We start from the raw sequence: 18,574 nt of genomic DNA, 5'->3' as shown, positions 1-18,574 counted from the left end.
TCGCTTTCCGCTACAATCAACAGGTGTAAAAATAGCATTAGCTTTAACAGACCGTTAAAAATAAAGAAGCCGCTATCCCTTATAAGGAGCGGCTTGAATTCCATTCATTTGAGATATACTAACACTTTTGCCACAGCAGCTTCTGCCTGGTCAATACATCCCGGAATCCCGACACCCTCAAAAGAACCACCTGCAAGGCAGATGCCTGGAAGCTCTTTTTCAAGCTCCGATTTTACCTTTGCGATTCTCTCGAGATGACCCACAGTATATTGCGGCATTGCTTTACTCCATCTGGTCACAACAGTGAATTCCGGCTTTGCGGTAATGTTCATCGTTTTATTCAAATCTCTTAAAACCAATTCGATGATTTCGTCATCTGATAGATTAACAGCTTCCTGGTCATCCGGCTTCCCGACATAGCAGCGGAGGAGCGCCATATCGTCAGGCGATGTGCCGGGCCATTTTTTATGTGTCCATGTACATGCTGTGATCCGGAAATCACTGTTTCTCGAGACCAGGAATCCTGTTCCGTCGATATCTTTTTCGATCGCCGATTTCGGGAATGCCATCGCTACATTTGCCACAGAATTGGCAGGCATGTGTTTGAACGGTTCCATGAATGGATATTCTGACAGCATGTGCTGGGCGTGGAAATGATCTGTCGCAATCACTACACTGTCTGCTGTTTCCAATTCTCCAGATTCGAGATGGACTTTATAGACCTCGCCTGTCTTCTCAACCTTTTTAACAGCTCTTTCCTTCAAGACTGATCCTTCGTCTAGACGCTTTTCAACCTGATGGACCAATTCCTCCAAACCTGTTGACAATGAAATGAACATCCCTTTTTTAGAACCAGGCTTCTTGGCTGTTTTCGGAGGCTTAGGCATCGATTTATTCAAGCCGATCACCAGGCTTCGATGCTTCTGTTCGATTTCATAAAAATTTGGGAACAAAGCCATCAGGCTGAGTTCATCTATATCGCCTGCGTAAATCCCCGATAATAAAGGATCAATCAGGTTATCAACAACCTCATCACCAAGCCGGCGGCGGAAAAAAGCACCTAATGACTGATCCGCCTTTGGTGCATCTTTTGGCAAAATAAAGTCCCCTGCTGCACGCAATTTGCCCAGTGATGAAAATAACCCTGACAACGCAAACGGGGTGACTTTTGTAGGAATCCCCATGAAAGATCCCTCGGGCATGGTATGAAGCCTGCCCCTTGCGTAAATATAGGACCTCCCCGCCGTGTTCGAGATGATTTTGTCCTGGAGACCTACTTCCTCTATCAGTCTCATGGCACTCTTTTTTCGCGCTATGATGGAATCCGGCCCTCTTTCAATGATGAAGCCGTCACGCTTCTCGGTACGGATGACACCGCCAAGACGTCCGCTCGCCTCAATCAATTTCACTTCGATCGGCAGCTGCTTTACCTTTGCCTCCTTTTGGAGATAATACGCAGTCGCCAGCCCAGTGATCCCTCCGCCTATGATGATAACCTTCCTTTGGTCCATATCGCTCACCTGTTCTTTTTGTTTTGATTATCTTATAGTTTTACCCTGTAAGTATGTGAACCTTTTAACATAACAAAAGTATAGCACCAGAAATAGTTTTGATTCTTCTAATGTTATCCTGCACTATGTGAACTTTTTAACATAACAAAAGTATAGCACCAGAAATAGACTCGTTGATGGAAGTTTTTTTACTAAAATGTGAACTTAAGTCCATGAAAAGGTGATTATGGAGGCGGGATTAACGGATTTCCGTCAAATGTACATCTGTTTTGCGTAAGAAAAACGGAATTAAGCTGGCGTTTTGAACAATCATGCACTGTTGACTGACCTGATTTCATTTTTTTTGGCGAATTTTTGATTATTTCGACCACATTTCGAAATATATCAGCGGATTTTCAATTTTATCGACCACTTTTTGAATTATTTCGACCACATTCCCAAATATATCGACCACATCACCTTTTAAAAAAATCCCGGTTTCCCGGGATCTACACATTCATATCTCTTTTTCGGTAAAACAAGTAAGTCACCAATGTGAGCACTAACAATATCAGCGCTGACAATCCCAAGTAGATCGGTTCAAACCCGCCATCCTCCAGCACAAGCTTCGCATCATAATATTTGAATGGAGTCACGAATTTCAGTCCATCCAGCTTCTCATTCAAGTCAATTACAATCGACAGGATGAACAGGAAAAGCAAGATTCCCGTTGCCAGCGATGTGGCTTTTTTGGCATTCTTTAAAACAGCGGCGATAGCAGTCCCGATGACGAGGAAAATCAACTGAAGAATGAACATCCCGATCATCAGCATCGCAATCTCCCCAGTGACGTCCTCTCCTTCCGCATATTTCCCGACCATGCTGATAGAGGAAGCAAGGGTGACAAGATTGAAAATCAAAATATTGACCAGCGCAGCGGATAGCTTTGCTGATATCATCCATGTCCTTGAGATCGGCTTGACGAGCAGGAACTCTACGGTTTTGTCTCTCTCTTCCTTGGCGATGATATTCGAGCCGAGCATCGCTGCATGGATGGATGCCATTACGGCCAGGTAAAGAAACAGGACTCCAAAATACCCGATCGGTGTCGACAAATCAAGCGAACCAGTACCCATTATTGCCTGCAGCGATTTTGGCATATCGGCCATCAGCGTATTCATCGACTGCCCTGTCCCCTCGAGGCTTGAGTATTTTGCCATGCCCGAGGCGACCATAAAGACAACTCCGATACACCAGATGATTAACGCTTTCCGGCTTGCTTTCAATTCTCTTTTAAAAAGATTCACGATTTTCCCTCCTCCCTAAACGGAATGGACGTCCTTTTTCGAGTATAAATAATAGCTGGCAACGATTGCGGCAATGATAAAAATGGCAGCGGTTATCAGAAAAGAAGTTTCATAGCCCTCATGCTGCGTGGTATAAGCTGCGTCAAAATAATTGAACGGCGTCAAATAACGCAATGCCTCATCCTCTGTTGTCGAACTGATCATCCCTAGCATGAAAAAGCCGAAAACCGTTCCGAGTGAAACTGAGATCACCGATTTAATCCTCGGAAACATCGCGGCAACAACGATTCCCAGCGCCATGAACATCAGCTGGAGAAAGAATAGGGAAATGGCAATCAGGAATAAAGCCTCCTTGTTAAAAGCGTCCTCCGAGACAATGGATGCCATCACAAATATCGCTGTGATAAACATGATATTGGTAATGACAAGGGAAACGAATGCAGCCAGCAGTTTAGATGTGACGACCTGCCCCCTGGTCACCGGCTTTGTCAACAGAAAGTCCGCCGTCTTTTCGCGTGTTTCCTTCGATAAAATCGAGGTTCCCAGATTCATAGCCTGAATGGCGCCCGCAAGCTTCAGGTAAAGGAACGCATACGAGAAGAACCCGATCAATGTTGCAATGCTGTCCACTGACAATCCAATTGCTTTCCTCAACTCTACTGGAAATCCCTCAAGCAGTTTTTTGAACTCTTCTGCATCCTTTGAAAAGGAAGGGAACATCGATAAAAACAATACCACCAGCGCCACCAGGGACAAGGTCCAGATGACAGTCGATTTCCGGCAGGCCTTCAGTTCATGAAGGAACATATTCATGTTCTATTCCTCCTTTTCATAATAGTGCATGAAGATCTCTTCAAGGTCAGGCTCCTCCACCCAGAGATTCGCAATCTCAATTTCAGCAATTTTTTTCATAATGGAATTGACATTTCCCCTGAATAAAAAGCTGATGATAGGGCCGTCCTGCTGCAGCTGGTTCACACCTTCGATATTGAAAAGCTCTTTATTAATCGCGGCGTTTGATTCTATTTTGAATTTCTTGTACGTATTCTCTTTTAGCGTGCTGATTTTCTCGACCGTGACAATCCGGCCGTCCTTGATGATGGCCACCCTGTCACACAGCCTCTGCACCTCGCTGAGAATATGGGAAGAAAACAGGATCGTCGCGCCTTTCTTATTTTCTTTTTCAAGAAGGTCGAAAAACTTCTGCTGCATGAGCGGATCGAGGCCGCTTGTCGGTTCATCCAGGATGATCAGCTTCGGTTCATGAAGCAGCCCCTGCACGATGCCGACCTTCTTTTTGTTCCCAAGCGAAAGATCATCGATTTTCTTGGTCAGGTCCAGCTCCATGATGTCGGCAAGCTCCTTGATCCGCCCTGTACAATCCTTTTTGTAAAAACTTGCAGAGTACTTGAGCAGATCCATGACCTTCATATTGTCATAGTAAAATACTTCAGAAGGAAGGTAGCCAATATCCTTCTTAATTTCAGGCGCGGCCGTAATGATGTCCTTGCCAAAAATCGTTGCGCTGCCGCTTGTCGGATAGATCAGTGACAGCAATGTCCGGATTGTCGTCGATTTTCCCGCACCATTCGGACCGATGAAACCGAAAATCTCGCCTTCTTCCACATTAAAGCTTACATCCTCAATCCCCCTGGCTTTGCCGTACATTTTCGTCAGATTCTTAATCTCAATCACGTTCATGCCAGACCCTCCCTCTATTTCTCTGTTCCACTAGTGCCCTTGCTGGGCTGTTTTTTCGAATTTCTTGATCGGTTGCGTTTTTCTCCTGTTTCACATCCTTTTTTTACGGTTGAGCTGTTTATATTTACGGTTAAGCTGTTTTTATTTACGGTTAAGCTAATTATCATTACGCTTGATCCGCCTATAATCCCAGATGCACTGTTCTACTCGGCATTCGATATTTCGCTACTCGCTTCTATAAAAGGCCTTCTTCATCATATCGATATACACTTCTGCTTCTTGGAATGCTTCATCGAAATCATCAATTCCTTTGTTCAGCCTTTTGGCTTTTTCGAGTTCCTGGTTACTGAAGCCCTGGAGTGTCCACATGATGATGTTGATTGTTCTGTGGATGTCCGTCCCTTCACGGAACTGGGAAAGGTCGATATTTTCGAATAGTTTGCTATAGCTGTCGTGCATCAGTTCTGTGGTGGTGTTATTCAGGCTCTCTTTTACATCTACCGAGGATTCCAATGAGGCAGACATCATAAAGTCGAATATCTCCGGATGCCTGGCTATCAGCCTGTTTTTAAGGATCATCAGGTCCTTCAGCCGCTCAAAGATATCTCGTTGGGCAAAGTTCAGTTCCTGAAAGAATTCCTCCGACAAAACATCTGCAAAGTGGTCGTAAAGGAACAAGTAAAGCTCTTTTTTATTTTTAAAATAGTGAAACAAGAGTCCTTTTGAAATACCTGCTGATTTAACGATCTCATTCGTAGAAGCGTTCTCGTATCCCTTTTGGGCAAATTCCTTGAGAGCAGCGTTCAGGATTCGTTCCTGTTTTTCGGGGTTCAAACTTAAAAATTTCGAAGTCATCTTGCCCTCCTTAATGTTAATTGACCGCAGTGGTCAATATCATTGTATTCCTCATTGACCACTGCGGTCAATGATAATCATAGTAAATTTCTCGACATAAACAAACAAAGAGACCGCCAAATTGGCAGTCTCTTTATTTTTATTTCATTTTCCGGATTACAGCTCTGACCGGGCTGCCGTCTGCCTGATCCAACGGCAGCGGCAGGGCGGCGAGCTCATATTCCCCAGGTTCAATCCGGTCCAGCACCAGGCCTTCAAGGATATGGATTCCATGATTGTTCAATTCATGATGCGCACTGAGTTCCTTGCTGTCCAGTGGGTCGACGGATGGCAGATCGAGCCCAAGTAATTTTACTCCATGCTCAGCCAGGTAAGCAGCCAATTCCGGCTCAATATACGGAATCGATTCCGGGAATGCCGTTTTATCCTGCCATGCATCGGTACGGATCAGCAGGCGCTGGACTCCCTTTAAATCCACCTCTTCAAGCTCTTTAAGCCCGATACTGGCTGGCTTAGCCACATGGATTACAAGCGCAGGTCCAATATAGAGATTGAAGTCTAAATCAATTACCTTTTTTCCATCGCTTTCGAAATGAAAAGGGGCATCGATATGTGTGCCGGTATGGGTGCTCATCGTCACCTGTCCAACATTCACCGAACCACTCTCTTCCATTCCCCAGCTCACTTTATATTCAAATGGCGTGTCGCCAGGCCAGACAGGAATTTTATCGTTTAAAACCTGTGAAATATCAATCCAGTCTCCCATACATTTTCCTTCTTTCAAATATAGATTTCCCCTCACACTCCAGATCCTCTTCCGTTCTCAATTTACCAAGCGAAAGGGTGTCTTCCTCCTTTTCTTGCTATAGTTTTGTCCTCAAGCTCCACAGCTCAGGGAAAAACCGATGGTCGACGACCTTTTTCAAATAGGATACACCGGCGGATCCACCAGTTCCAGCTTTGTGGCCGATAATCCGTTCGACTGTGCTAATATGGTTGAAACGCCAGAGCTGCTGCTTGCTGCCGATATCGACAAGCTTTTCTGCAAGCTCATAAAGATCCCAGTACTGGTCGACATTGCGGTAAACCGTCAGCCACGCTTCCTCGACGCTTGCATTTGGTTCGTACGGCTGCGACCAGTCACGGTTCAGCGCGGCGTCATCGATCTGAAGTCCGCGCATTGACAATGCCTGGATGGCGGCATCATAAATCGAGCGTTCGTGCAGTGCATCCTCCATGGTTTTGTGCAGTTCCGCATCATGCTTATAGACGGATAAAACATGTGCCTGCTTCTGCCCAAGAGCGAATTCAATCAGCCGGTTTTGATAGGATTGGAATCCGGATGAATGCCCAAGCTTGTCACGAAACTCCATATATTCTGCCGGAGTCAGCGTCGACAGCACACTCCATGATTGAATCAGCTGTTCCTGAATCCGCGACACCCTAGACAGCATCTTGAAAGACGGCTCCAGATCATTTTTTCGGATGCAGTCAATCGCCGCGTTCACTTCATGTAAAATCAGCTTCATCCACAGCTCACTTGCCTGATGGATAACGATGAAGAGCATTTCATCGTGGTGATCCGACAAACGCTGCTGACTGGATAAGATTTTATCCAATTGCAGGTAGCTCCCATAGGACAACTCTTTTGAAAAATCAGTATGGATTTCGTGTGGAGTTTTCTGTTCTTCCTTCATTTCCCGGCTTCCCCCTTAGGCTACGACTCCGCGCTCATTGCTGAATTTCTCGTACAATTTATGATCCATAATTTCTTTTAAGATTTGGACGGCATTCCAGACGTCACTATAAGAAGTATATAATGCCACAGGTGCGAGGCGGACAATGTTCGGAGCGCGGAAATCGGGTATGATTCCTTTTTCCTTCAAAGCTTTGCAAATCCTGGCAGCTTCTTTGTGCTCCAGGCTGACGTGGCCACCTCTTTTGAAATCCTCTGCTGGACTGCCAATATTAAAACCTTCGTCGCCCAGCTCATGCTGAATCAAATCCATAAGATATTGATTGATCTTTAATGATTTTTCACGAACATTCTCGATGCCAGCCTCGGCGAACATTTCAAGTGAACCAAGTAAAGGTGCCAGGCTCAATACATGTGGCGTCCCAATCTGGTAGGCGCCCGCATTCTCAGCAGGAGTCAGGACATGTTCCATATCAAATTGTTTGTCCTTCCTCGAACCGAACCAGCCAGCAAGTCCCGGCTTTGTTCCAAAATGCTTCGAATTCACAAAAAGACCGGCAACTGCCCCGGGACCTCCATTCAGATGCTTATAATTGCACCAGTAGGCAAAGTCAACTCCCCAATCCGAGAATGAATGCGGAATGGCACCGATGGAATGGCAGCCATCGAAACCGATCAGGATACCTCGTTCATGTGCAGCTCTCGTCAATCTTTCCATATCCAGGATTTGACCACTTCGGTATAAAACCGTCGGCAGAACAACAAGCGCAATATCCTCCGTCATCGCCTCAATGATATCGTCCTCATCGAGGAATCTTCCATCCCTGCTTTTCACTCTGATTAAATGTGTATCCGGATCAAAGCCATGGATCCTGAGCTGGCTTTGCAGCGCATAGATATCAGAAGGGAAATTCAATTCGTCAGCGAGGATCTTCGTTCTTTTACCCTCAGGTTTATAAAAAGTAGCAACCAGCTGATGCAAATTGATCGTTGTGGATCCGCTTACAATTACCTCTTCTGCTGAAGCACCGACAAGCGGAGCCGTCAATTCTCCTAGTTTTTCAGATAAATAGAACCACGGATGCTTACCATCCATCCAGCCATCAATCCCAAGCTCGCGCCAGTCAGCCAATGATTCCAGCAAAGTTTGTTCAGCCCGCTTTGATAAAAGCCCAAGCGAATTCCCGTCAAGGTAAATCGAACCTGGCTTCAGGTAAAACTCATCTCGAAAACGAGCTAGTAAATCACCGCTGTCAAGCTGTGCAGCAAATTGTGCACCAGGTTCAAAAGCATAAGATCTCATCGTCATCTCTCCCATCCCATTTGCAACTAGGGAAATCGTAACAAAGAACAGAAGCAAGCGTCAACAAATGGTCTGATAATTCCCAAAAAGAAAAACAGCCTCAATTTCTGCGGCTGTTTCATGTCCTTAAGCAAATCGATAATAAATCAGCACAAATGCCGATAAAACAAAAATGAAGTTCAAGAATATAAACACAAATTGATCCACTTTTGTCTTGTGCAGCTTGATTGGCGGATTGTAGAAGGAAACGCCTTCGATGATGAAAATGATCAGGACGATATGGATCATGAAGTGGCCGATGACTTCTGTGAATCCGAATAGCATAGTTGTCAGGATAAAGATGGTAGTGACAACAAATCCGAGAACTCGGTTCAGGATTCCGACGACCAGCAAATAACCGACGACGAATTCGACAAAGGCGGCCATGACAATGAAGGCCGCTGGTTCGAATCCAAAAGTAGGCACATGGTGGTTCGCGACGATATCCAGCGACATCGTTGGGTACACCCATTTTTCAACAGCTACCCAGCAAAGAGAGAGGCCTGTGCCTAAATACAAAAATGGGAAACCTACCTTTTCCAGCTTTGTTTTGCCAACAAGCAACACGCCAATGATCGCTAAATAAAAGCCGTAGTCAAGCATATAGAAAATGCCATGATTAACAGTGACCATGACGAATAAAATGAGTAAAAGTGATGCTCCGAACTTTGTTGCAATATGATGGGGCACAAGAAGAAGGCCTATTGCCGCCCATACTAAAATCGTCATCAATGTGCTGTCAATATGGAATTCAGGTGCGAAAAGGGTGCCATTAGTGACCTGGATGATCAATGCTGCTGCCGTTCCGTATTTTAAAATATATCGTGAATACTTCCTGAAACCAGAAAGGAAATCATCCCACTTTTTGATTAGCGGCCATTGGGTCATTTTGGGGATAAATAGTGTTAATGAAGCAAGAACGACTGCTGCCAATAAGGCTAGTCCCATGAATAATGGTGATAAAATATTTTCAATGGTTTCTTTCTTTGGTGCTACCTCAGTGAACCATTTTACGTGGGCATTTGTATATAAAGGTGTTAGAATGAATCCTAACCCGATGATGATTTGTAATAGTTTTTTCATGAGTAAAACCTCCTGTGGCAATGTAAACACTATCGATATAGTAATAATACAGTCTGAGTTACAGATTTGATCATCAGAGTTATGAACATTTTGTGAAATTATTCACAAATAGGTCATTCTGATCAGTTAGAATTAATTAAGTTTCCCATTTCCCTTTGCCGTTATGCTTTTTAATTATGGATTAATGGGTATATTGGGGATAAGGAATATAGGATGGTGACGATTGGCTTTGAGACGATTATTTTCGCTTCTGATTATCGGGGCTTTGGCTTATTTTTCTTGGCCATATCTTACTGAAAATAAAGAGACTATAAAAAACGAAATAGAGAATCTAAAGGAAAACCCGGAGTTTGCTTCTGCGCTGGAGAAACTCAATAGTGGAATTAATCAGCTGATCTGGCAGGTTAATGAGAAAAAAGAAGAACTGACACAGGATGAGAAGATTTTGCCTGAAGTATCTAAGCCAGAGCTGGCAACACCTTCTGAGGTAACATTCACAATCCACAATATTGGAGTTGGTGATGTAAAGGGAGAAGTTGAAAAACAGCTCGGCGCTCCGAAACGGGTTTCCGTGAATGAGTACGGAACAGAGTGGCATGCCTATCATGAAAATTTTCAAAACTTCACCATGGTTTCCTACAGCAATGACGGAACAGTGAATGCTCTGTTTACAAACCAGGACCTGATTGCGGCCAATAATGACATCAAATATGGAGTTCCAAAAGAAACCGTCCGCCAGACACTTGGGGAACCACTGGGTGAAATCAGGAAAGGGCTTGTCTATTACCAGTTCCAGAAGGATCAGGACTATGACGTGTACAATATCGATGACAGCTATGTGACTGTTTTTTATGATAAACACAGGAATAATACCGTAACAGCCATCCAGATTATCAGCGAAAAGCTGGAACAAAGTAAGGCAGGGTTTTATACGGAAGCGAGTGATGCGTTGAAGGAAGGTTTTGAATACCAGTTGTTCGATTTGACGAATGCATCTAGGGTCGTTCATGGTTTAGGCATCCTGACATGGGACGATCCGGTCAGGGTGACGGCCCGCAAGCACAGTGCCGATATGGCGGAAAACTCATATTTTAGCCACACGAATCCCGAAGGCCAGTCGCCTTTTGACAGAATGGCTGAAGACGATATTGCCTTTTCCGTCGCCGGGGAAAATCTCGCATACGGCCAATTCAGCAGCATCTTTGCCCATGAAGGCTTGATGAACTCACTCGGGCACCGGGAGAATATCCTGAAACCAGACTTCAAACTGCTTGGTGTCGGCGTCGCATTTGGCCCGAAGCATGAACCTTATTTTACAGAGAACTTTTATAGTAAGAGGAAGTTTTAAAAACGTGTCATAAAGTAATACAGCTGGCTGGAAAAAGTCGCGGATAATTTCCAATTCGCTATAAAAATGAATTTTTCGCTATATAAATGAAAAAGTCGCTATATAAATAAAAAAGTCGCTATATTAATCAGAAACTAGCTATATAAATAAAAAATGTCCCTGCGATATCGTTTTTTTTCGTATGAAGAGGCATGATTTAGACTGATTTTCAATACAATGTCAGGCGCTTTTTCATGCTTGAATCATTTTATTGGCGGTTTTCACAACTTTATTGGCGATTTTCAAATTTTATTGGCGAAAATATTTTTTTATTGGCGAAATCCACTAATTTATTGGCGAAAATCTAATTTTATTGGCGAACTGGAAATTCCGGGCATTTTCTTCCAATTTACACAAAAAAACCGCTCATTCAACTCACTGATTAAGCGGTTTTTTCACAATATATTTACTTCACACGCGGGAATCCAAATCCTGATGCATAGTCATCACCTGATGCTGCACCTGATCCACCAAGGATATCATTCGCTTTGGCACGGTTCTGCAGTTCAGCGCGAAGCTGTTTGTGAGTCATGCTTGGGTTAGCAGCCCAGATTTTCGCAGCCAATCCGGAAACGTGCGGAGTCGCCATTGATGTTCCGCTGATTGTGTTATACGTTCCATCAAACCATGTGGATTCAATTGCTCTTCCTGGAGCAGAAACTTCTACATCGCGCTCCTGGATGACAAAGTCACCATCTGTAGCAGGGTTTCCGCGGGATGAGAAGTCAGCGACACGGTATGTACCGTTTTCCTGGACATTTTCAAGTGCGGCGACTGCAACTGCGTTAACAAGGGCACCCGGATAGCCGATTGTATCTGCATTAGGGCCGCTGTTTCCAGCTGCTGCAACAACCAGGACACCTTTTCCATATGCATAGTCAACAGCGTCTGCAATTAGTGTGCTCTTGCTGCTGGATCCAAGTGACATCGAAATGACAACTTTTGAATTTGTACTGACTGCTTGATCTGCAGCATGCTGAATCGCACCTGCGATATCATCGGAATAGCCTGAGCCCTGGTCATTCAGAACCTTATAAGCCCAAAGGTCTGCTTCAGGTGCAACCCCGTAAATCCCCTGGCCAGATCCTCCATGCGCAAGGACAGTACCTGCAACATGAGTTCCGTGGCCGTTCTTATCTGTACAAGATCCATTAACCAACGCTGTTCTGCGGTTTGTAAAATCCTTACATTGTTCGTCACTGCCGGCTAAGTCTGTATGAGCAACATTGACACCGGTATCCAGAACCGCTACCTTGATGCCGCTGCCGCCAGATGTAGCCTGAAGATTACTATCATTATAGATTGCTTCCATTCCCCATGGAGTCCGATCGGAAGGTGTAGCTTGAGCCACAGCGCCAGGTTTCGCTTCCAGCTGCATTTGTTGAACTGTCTCTACTTTTAGATTCTTATTTTTCAAAAGTGCCTGGTATTGCTTGGCATTAACCGTTGTTGTAAAACCATTCGCCCCAAAATCCCATCTGGTACCGTATTGATCTTTTGCCTTCGCCTTTTCAGCTGCAGGACCCTGAACTAATACCCGGTATGAATCCTGTGCCTCTGGTGCCTGGCCAAATGCCCCGGCCGTGAATAAAGATAAGCCCATTGTCATGCTTAGTAGTGCCGCGCCAAGTGCTTTCCTTCTTTTCATCTAACCACTCCTCTGCATTTTATGGTGTTGCGGGTTTTACAGAATCTATTATATTTAAAATATTCTGATAACGACAATATGCTAAACTATTCATTTTTGAGCCTTTCGAATCAGGTAAAAATACACGTTTACATAAAAGTCTCATGTACAAAGTTCTATTTTTAAATTTTCCCAATATCTAAAGTACTAAATAAGTGACCACTTTTCGACATTTAACACCAAAAAAAGAAGCCTCAGGTTGAGGCTTCGCCATGAATTATATTGTACGTCGTTTTCTGTAGATAAAAGCACCGGCAGAACCCAATACTATTAAAATCATGCCATATAAAATATTATTGTAGACATTTGTTGCTGTATTGGGAAGTGCAATACCTTCATCAGGTTCAGATTGAGTTGCAGAGGTTTCAAATACAGTATAAATACTGAAATGGTTTGTATCGGCATATATCACGCCATTATAATATGTGCCGCCAATTTCCTCCCACTCTTCTTTTTCTGGATTCCAATAATACACTTTTACCTGGTTTGGATCCTTAACCTTTTCAGGGTCAATTTTGAAAGAAAGCGTTACTGGTTTTGAAAAATGGCTTAATACATCAGTACCGTAATTAATCGTAAAATCATAAATTTCGCTGAGTGCCTCAGGGATACTTTCTCCATTTGGCAAAGTATTCAATTTATGAATTTTGACCGAAACTTCTTCACTGATTCCTTCAAAAATCTCTGCAGGAATATTTACAGTCGTTGATCCTTTTTCAATTGAAACTGTCGCATTTGTCTTCTTGATGATTTCTAATTGTTCTGCAGAAAAAACAACATTTTTAATAGAAGTGGTGTCATCTTTTAAATTGATTTTCAGAATACCACCGTTAGGCAATCTTTTAACCATATTGTCAGAAACTGTTACATTATCACCTTTAATAATAAGAGAAGGAATAATAATTGTCCGAGTATGTTCTATCACTGTATTTCCTTCTGAATCTTCCTTGTCTTCTTGCGAATCAGAGGGATCTGTGTCGATTTCTTCGGTTGTACCACTTTCTTCTCCATTTTGATCTTTAGGAACTTCTATCGGATCTTCTTTAACTGGAGGCTCTTCTCCACTAAAAACATAGCTATATACATTCGATTTTTTAGACTCAACGTTATTCTTGGTTGCTGTAGCAGTAAAGTAGATTTTCTTCCCTGCCCAGCTTTTGAAGTTTTCTATCGGAATAAGAACTGAGGTTCCTTTAATAAGTTCTTCATTCAATTTCTGCGGCGCAGGATTTGAGTCCATATGATAATAGATGCTATATCCATCAATATTCGATACTGCATCCCACTCAAGTCTCAAAAACCCTAATTCAAAGAATTCTCCAGTAAAATTCGCCGGTGGCAAAATAGGAAATTTGTATTCGAAAACATTCGATTTGTCTGATTCCTTCCCATTAACTGATGAAGCGACAGCAAAATAAACTGTTTCCCCGCTCCACTGGTTAAATAACTCACTTGTTAGTTTGTATGAATTAGTTGAAACGAGTGACTCATTTAGTTTCTTCACGGTTGGATCTGATTCTGTGTAGTAGTAAAGATTGTACCCATCCATTAACCTTACGGAATCCCAATTGAAGTTAAGTGTTCCTTCTGTCATATCTGCAGTGAAATTTTCAGGTACTGGTATTTCAAATGTAAATGGAACAGTATTCATTTGAGGAGAATGGGCTCCTCCAAATAATGATTTAACTCCAAAGGTAACGGTTTCTCCGTACATACTTTTCAATTGCATGTCAGTAAGTACATATGAGTTATTTATTATTAAAGAGTCGTCCAGCTTATCAAATGATGTTTCTGTTGATTTTTTTGAGTAAAGGTAATATCCATCTCCTGTTGCCGTATCCCAACTCAACTGAAATGCATCTTCCGGATTGAATCCAACCTGAAGATTTTTTACTAGCTGCTCTTTTAAAGCGGTGAGAGATTCGAATCGATATAATGCTTGTTTGTTAGAGAGATAGATGAATATTTGGCCTGCCTGATCCATTTCAATAAATTGTACTTCCGCAGCTTCAGGATAACCATAGACCTTGCGGTGATCAGCCCGGTTATAGATTCCCTCTTCAGTAAAAACATAGGAATCATTTACATTCAATATCTCAAACTGATAATTCCATTTCCTTTCGGCAATACCAGGATTGCCTAACTGGTGCTCAGCATAAAAAATGTCGTTGTTATCCACAATGACTTTCCTTGATGGATATGAAAATCCTAAGCCATCTTCCGCAACCACGGAACCATCTTGGGGATTCAGGATGTATAAATTTGATCCAGAACTGCCTGATTCACCTAAATAAAGACGATTATTAACAGAATCGAATTCAATATCAGCTTCAAAGTATGTGTCTGAACCTACTTGACTTTCTGTCTGTGTTGTTAAATCAACATGATAGATTTTCACATGTTGATCTTCAGGTACATAATATAAATCTGTTCCGTCTGTTGCAATATTGTATGGTGACTGGGTAGTAGTCACTGTACTGATACTATCCCCATGATTCAAGCCAGTAACAGAGATATTCGTACCACCATAATTTGCAATGTACAACTGATTTCCAACACGGTCAATATCAGTTGGCATTGAACCAATGAACCTGGCGTGTTCTACTTCCAATGTTTCAGAGTTGATATAAAGCAGCAAATTATCATGCTTTGAAATTGCGTATATCTTCTTGTTCGCCTCATCCATTACCCAATCTTGAAGGGGTGGCAATGATAGTTTATTGTTTACAGGTTCATTGAATTGAGCTGCAGGAGCCGTAAAAGAAGCAGTTGATTTCTGGATTGTGCCGTCAGTGACATTGTACAAATAAAGCTCGCCATTCCCGACTAAAAGTTCTTCCACCTTAAAGGAAAATGAATGAACTTTTTGATACGTATCCCTTTTAAAAACACCTGATTTCGTATATACAAAATTCTCATCTGTTCCGAGGATTTTAGCCGCAGTTTCAGATTCTGGATCTTCAAGGTATGAACCGTGAATATTACCTAGATTAAGTGAATCCAGCTTTCTGCCTGCGAAAAATATATCATTCCCATCAAGAATTAGATTTCTTTCTGGATAACTAAAACCATAGCTATCATCATATGTCATTTCTGACTTTAATGAATAATCAGTGGTTGATATCGCCTCAATTGTCGAACCTGATATGCCTGATTCAGCAATATATAAAGTATCCTTTTCGTTATTCAATATTAAGTCTGGCTCATGGAAAGAAGAATATGTATCTCCCTGGATAGTAATCTCTTTATCTAGAAAAGTAGTAAGATTATATTCATAAAGACGCGAATCTTGATCTTCCTCAACATAAAACAGCTTATCACCGGTAATTTCGATCCTATACGGAGCACCAAGTGTAGTAATATATTCTTCTGTAATTTCAGTTGTAGTTAGATCGAAGACAACAATTTTCTTAGTATCTGGCAATGCAATATACAATTCGTTGTTTACCTTTTTAATATCAGAAGGCCTGCCTTGCAATGAAACTGACTTTTCCAATTGCAAAGTAGCAGCGGATAAAATTTGAAGATTTCCTTCTGCAGTTACGGCATAAATTTGGTTTGTTTGCTGGTCAAATATCCAGTCAGCTAAACTGCCTTCTATTTTTAACTGGCCAGTGGCTTCTGCTGTAGCGATCGTGCTTGGAAATATCGGACTTAATGAAGATAGTATTAAGAAAAAAATTAATCCTACATTTAATATTCGAGTTTTCATAACTTCTCCTCTCACACTGTTTTTATTGAAATAAACTAAAAAAACTCCTTTCTGTCAACGCGCCCAATACATACGGGTACCGTTGCCAAAAAGAAGCTGATAAGTTTCTTTTCAATTCGGCAACCCGGCTATCATAGCATTCCTGCCTTAGACCCGTGGCTTTGCGTCCGCGACTTTAGTCGTGTTTGCCATTATCGTTGACAATTTTTGTCGTTTTTTGTTACTTTTTGCTCATGTTTAATACTATATTAGTCACAGTTTGATTTCAATGAATTTTTGGTAAATTTTCTTTTTATGTAAAAAACTATAATAAAAACCAGCTGATTTGCTGGCTTTTATGGCAATTATTTATATAAACAACAACAAACTCACAGCCATGACCGCCATACCGGCTACCAACCCATAAATCGCGAGGTGTGATTCATCGTATTTTTTCGCGGCGGGCAACAGTTCATCAAGTGAAATGAAGACCATGATTCCGGCAACCGCGGCAAAAATGACGCCGAACATAATATCGTTCAAGAATGGCATCAGGAACAGGTAAGCCGCCAGTGCGCCGATCGGCTCTGATAACCCGGACAAAAATGATAGCTTGAAAGCTTTCTTTTTATCTCCGGTCGCGAAATAGACTGGCACGGAAACGGCGATTCCCTCCGGAATGTTATGGATGGCAATGGCAATCGCAATGGCAACACCTAATGCAGGATCCTGGATTGCGGAGGTGAAGGTTGCAATTCCCTCCGGAAAATTGTGAATTCCAATCGCAAGCGCAGTGAATGTACCCATTTTCAATAAAGCTGCGTCGTTGGAAGGTTTATTGGAGATGTTCATATCCTCAACTTTCTTCAGTTCATGAGGATTTCCCTGCTTCGGTATGAACTTATCAATTAAGGCAATCAATACAATTCCCGCGAAAAAACCGCCCACGGTCGCCCAGTTTCCCAATTGCACGCCCATCGCCGAAACGAGAGCATCCTTGGCTTTGACAAAGATTTCAATCATCGATACATAGATCATGACCCCGGCTGAAAATCCAAGAGCCAGCGAAAGGAATTTTGTATTCGTCCGTGATGTAAAAAAAGCAAGGACACTGCCAATTCCTGTGGCAAGGCCTGCAAATAATGTCAAACCGAAAGCAAATAAAATCTCCTCTGTCATTGATATTCTCCTTTTAAAATCGATATTTGTGCTGACCCAACGGGAATTCATCGTCTATGTCTGTTACCTGAATGAATCCATTCAACAGTTCGAAAAATAGTCTTACACTAAAATGTTTCCTTTGGTAAACTTTCAAGATGCAAGAATCCCTTTACCCTAACAATATATGCATTTACCCTAAAAAGTTTCCTTAAGTAAACATTTTATCGTATAAGAAACTCCTTCTGCAAGAATAAAATACAAAAACCCCTGCAAAGCTGCAGAGGTTCCTTCAAAACTATAGATTTCTTTTAATTTTGTAATCTGCCTTTTTCTTTTCAAGCCAGTTTGGATATTCAGTCTGGATTTTTTGGTCGAATAAAGATTCCTTGATTTCTTTCTTATGATCCTCGAATACCGCCGTCTTTGCCGCTTTTTTATCGGCAACTTTAATGATATGGTAGCCAAAGTCTGTTTTTATCGGGGCACTGACTTCCCCCACTTTCATTCCGAAGGCTGCCTCCTCGAATTCTTTCGCCATCTCTCCCTTTCCGAAATAGCCGAGGTCTCCTCCTTTAGCTGCATTGCTTGCATCCGTGGAATATTCTTTGGCTAATTCAGCAAAGTCTTTGCCACTGTCCAGCTCTTTCTTGACTTTCTTTGCCGTTGCCTCATCTTCGACTAAGATATGGCTTGCTTTTACTTGTTCTTTTTGATCAAAACTTTCTTTATTTTCCTCGAAGTATGTTTTCATTTCTTCTTCCGTCACTTTGATAGAAGGTTTAATCATTTTTTCAGCAAGGAGATACATGTGAATGTCCTCCCTGATCCTGTCGATTGACACTTTGTTCTGTTCAAGTGCCGCTGCAAAAGCATCTTCACCGCCATAGGATTCTTGGAGTTTTGTCAGTTCTTCATCTATTTCATTTCCCGTTACTTTTACCTTTTGCTTATCAGCTTCCATTTCAATCACTTTATTGGTGATCAGTGAATCCAATGTATCGGCGCCATACATCTCCGTTAATTTTGTGTTCAATTCATCCTTTGTGATTTTTTCACCGTTGACGCTCGCTGCTGTCTCTGTTTTTGAAAAAGCTGTTGCAAAAATCAAGAGAAGTGCTAAGGTAATTACGGCAAAAGTCAGCATCAATTTATTCTTTTTCATATAAGCAATCAT

14 protein-coding genes and 1 riboswitch are annotated in these 18,574 nt (G+C 42.3%); of the genes, 1 reads left to right on the top strand and 13 read right to left on the bottom strand.

Annotated elements, in window-relative coordinates; all coding sequences use genetic code 11:
- Positions 1 to 104: 104 nt before the first annotated feature.
- The 9 genes from hemY to M3593_RS18755 form a co-directional block, all read right to left on the bottom strand.
- Positions 105 to 1,511, bottom strand: coding sequence for a protoporphyrinogen oxidase (hemY, locus tag M3593_RS18795; protein ID WP_251544345.1), 1,407 nt, complete (start codon positions 1,509 to 1,511; stop codon positions 105 to 107).
- 488 nt (positions 1,512 to 1,999) lie between these two features.
- Positions 2,000 to 2,797 (bottom strand): ABC transporter permease subunit, encoded by a 798-nt coding sequence (locus M3593_RS18790; protein ID WP_251544346.1) that lies wholly within the window; start codon positions 2,795 to 2,797, stop codon positions 2,000 to 2,002.
- Between the two features lie 15 nt (positions 2,798 to 2,812).
- A complete protein-coding gene (locus M3593_RS18785) occupies positions 2,813 to 3,610 on the bottom strand; it encodes an ABC transporter permease subunit (RefSeq protein ID WP_251544349.1) in 798 nt (265 codons plus the stop codon).
- 3 nt (positions 3,611 to 3,613) lie between these two features.
- Positions 3,614 to 4,498, bottom strand: a complete 885-nt coding sequence (locus tag M3593_RS18780) for an ABC transporter ATP-binding protein (RefSeq protein WP_251544351.1) — start codon at positions 4,496 to 4,498, stop codon at positions 3,614 to 3,616.
- Positions 4,499 to 4,723: 225 nt separating this feature from the next.
- Positions 4,724 to 5,353 carry a TetR/AcrR family transcriptional regulator gene (locus tag M3593_RS18775; RefSeq protein WP_251544353.1) on the bottom strand — a complete coding sequence of 210 codons (630 nt, stop codon included), beginning with the start codon at positions 5,351 to 5,353 and terminating at the stop codon, positions 4,724 to 4,726.
- 139 nt (positions 5,354 to 5,492) lie between these two features.
- A complete protein-coding gene (gene kynB / locus M3593_RS18770; RefSeq protein WP_251544355.1) occupies positions 5,493 to 6,119 on the bottom strand; it encodes an arylformamidase in 627 nt (208 codons plus the stop codon).
- A gap of 97 nt (positions 6,120 to 6,216) precedes the next feature.
- Entirely contained in the window at positions 6,217 to 7,050 is an 834-nt protein-coding gene (gene kynA, locus M3593_RS18765) for a tryptophan 2,3-dioxygenase (RefSeq protein WP_251544357.1), read from the bottom strand.
- Between the two features lie 15 nt (positions 7,051 to 7,065).
- A complete protein-coding gene (gene kynU / locus M3593_RS18760) occupies positions 7,066 to 8,352 on the bottom strand; it encodes a kynureninase (protein WP_144478797.1) in 1,287 nt (428 codons plus the stop codon).
- Positions 8,353 to 8,478: 126 nt separating this feature from the next.
- On the bottom strand, positions 8,479 to 9,474 hold the full coding sequence (locus M3593_RS18755) for a hypothetical protein (RefSeq protein WP_251544359.1): 996 nt from the start codon (positions 9,472 to 9,474) through the stop codon (positions 8,479 to 8,481).
- Between the two features lie 223 nt (positions 9,475 to 9,697).
- Here M3593_RS18755 and M3593_RS18750 point away from each other — a divergent pair, with 223 nt between their 5' ends.
- Positions 9,698 to 10,822 carry a CAP domain-containing protein gene (locus M3593_RS18750; protein WP_349654827.1) on the top strand — a complete coding sequence of 375 codons (1,125 nt, stop codon included), beginning with the start codon at positions 9,698 to 9,700 and terminating at the stop codon, positions 10,820 to 10,822.
- Positions 10,823 to 11,267: 445 nt separating this feature from the next.
- Here the strand turns inward: M3593_RS18750 and M3593_RS18745 are convergent, their stop codons facing one another.
- The 4 genes from M3593_RS18745 to M3593_RS18730 all read right to left on the bottom strand — a co-directional run bounded on the left by M3593_RS18745 (position 11,268) and on the right by M3593_RS18730 (position 18,574).
- Positions 11,268 to 12,509, bottom strand: coding sequence for a S8 family peptidase (locus M3593_RS18745; RefSeq protein ID WP_251544361.1), 1,242 nt, complete (start codon positions 12,507 to 12,509; stop codon positions 11,268 to 11,270).
- A 256-nt stretch (positions 12,510 to 12,765) separates the two neighbouring features.
- On the bottom strand, positions 12,766 to 16,260 hold the full coding sequence (locus M3593_RS18740; protein WP_251544363.1) for a YncE family protein: 3,495 nt from the start codon (positions 16,258 to 16,260) through the stop codon (positions 12,766 to 12,768).
- Positions 16,261 to 16,375: 115 nt separating this feature from the next.
- A riboswitch (cyclic di-GMP riboswitch) is annotated at positions 16,376 to 16,460 on the bottom strand.
- Positions 16,461 to 16,608: 148 nt separating this feature from the next.
- Positions 16,609 to 17,418 carry a zinc transporter ZupT gene (gene zupT / locus M3593_RS18735; protein WP_251544365.1) on the bottom strand — a complete coding sequence of 270 codons (810 nt, stop codon included), beginning with the start codon at positions 17,416 to 17,418 and terminating at the stop codon, positions 16,609 to 16,611.
- Between the two features lie 277 nt (positions 17,419 to 17,695).
- On the bottom strand, positions 17,696 to 18,574 hold the full coding sequence (locus M3593_RS18730; RefSeq protein WP_144478787.1) for a peptidylprolyl isomerase: 879 nt from the start codon (positions 18,572 to 18,574) through the stop codon (positions 17,696 to 17,698).

The organism is Mesobacillus sp. MER 48 (assembly GCF_023714225.1).
In the GTDB taxonomy this organism is placed as follows: Bacteria; Bacillota; Bacilli; order Bacillales; family Cytobacillaceae; genus Mesobacillus; species Mesobacillus oceanisediminis_A.
This window is presented reverse-complemented; position numbering and strand designations above follow the sequence as displayed.

Excerpts from the sequence above, each read along its gene's own strand:
- M3593_RS18740 (WP_251544363.1), bottom strand. The coding sequence starts at position 16,260 with ATGAAAACTCGAATATTAAATGTAGGATTAATTTTTTTCTTAATACTA.
- M3593_RS18780 (WP_251544351.1), bottom strand. The coding sequence starts at position 4,498 with ATGAACGTGATTGAGATTAAGAATCTGACGAAAATGTACGGCAAAGCC.
- zupT (WP_251544365.1), bottom strand. The coding sequence starts at position 17,418 with ATGACAGAGGAGATTTTATTTGCTTTCGGTTTGACATTATTTGCAGGC.
- M3593_RS18730 (WP_144478787.1), bottom strand. The coding sequence starts at position 18,574 with ATGATTGCTTATATGAAAAAGAATAAATTGATGCTGACTTTTGCCGTA.
- M3593_RS18755 (WP_251544359.1), bottom strand. The coding sequence starts at position 9,474 with ATGAAAAAACTATTACAAATCATCATCGGGTTAGGATTCATTCTAACA.
- M3593_RS18775 (WP_251544353.1), bottom strand. The coding sequence starts at position 5,353 with ATGACTTCGAAATTTTTAAGTTTGAACCCCGAAAAACAGGAACGAATC.
- kynU (WP_144478797.1), bottom strand. The coding sequence starts at position 8,352 with ATGAGATCTTATGCTTTTGAACCTGGTGCACAATTTGCTGCACAGCTT.
- M3593_RS18745 (WP_251544361.1), bottom strand. The coding sequence starts at position 12,509 with ATGAAAAGAAGGAAAGCACTTGGCGCGGCACTACTAAGCATGACAATG.
- kynB (WP_251544355.1), bottom strand. The coding sequence starts at position 6,119 with ATGGGAGACTGGATTGATATTTCACAGGTTTTAAACGATAAAATTCCT.
- hemY (WP_251544345.1), bottom strand. The coding sequence starts at position 1,511 with ATGGACCAAAGGAAGGTTATCATCATAGGCGGAGGGATCACTGGGCTG.
- kynA (WP_251544357.1), bottom strand. The coding sequence starts at position 7,050 with ATGAAGGAAGAACAGAAAACTCCACACGAAATCCATACTGATTTTTCA.
- M3593_RS18785 (WP_251544349.1), bottom strand. The coding sequence starts at position 3,610 with ATGAATATGTTCCTTCATGAACTGAAGGCCTGCCGGAAATCGACTGTC.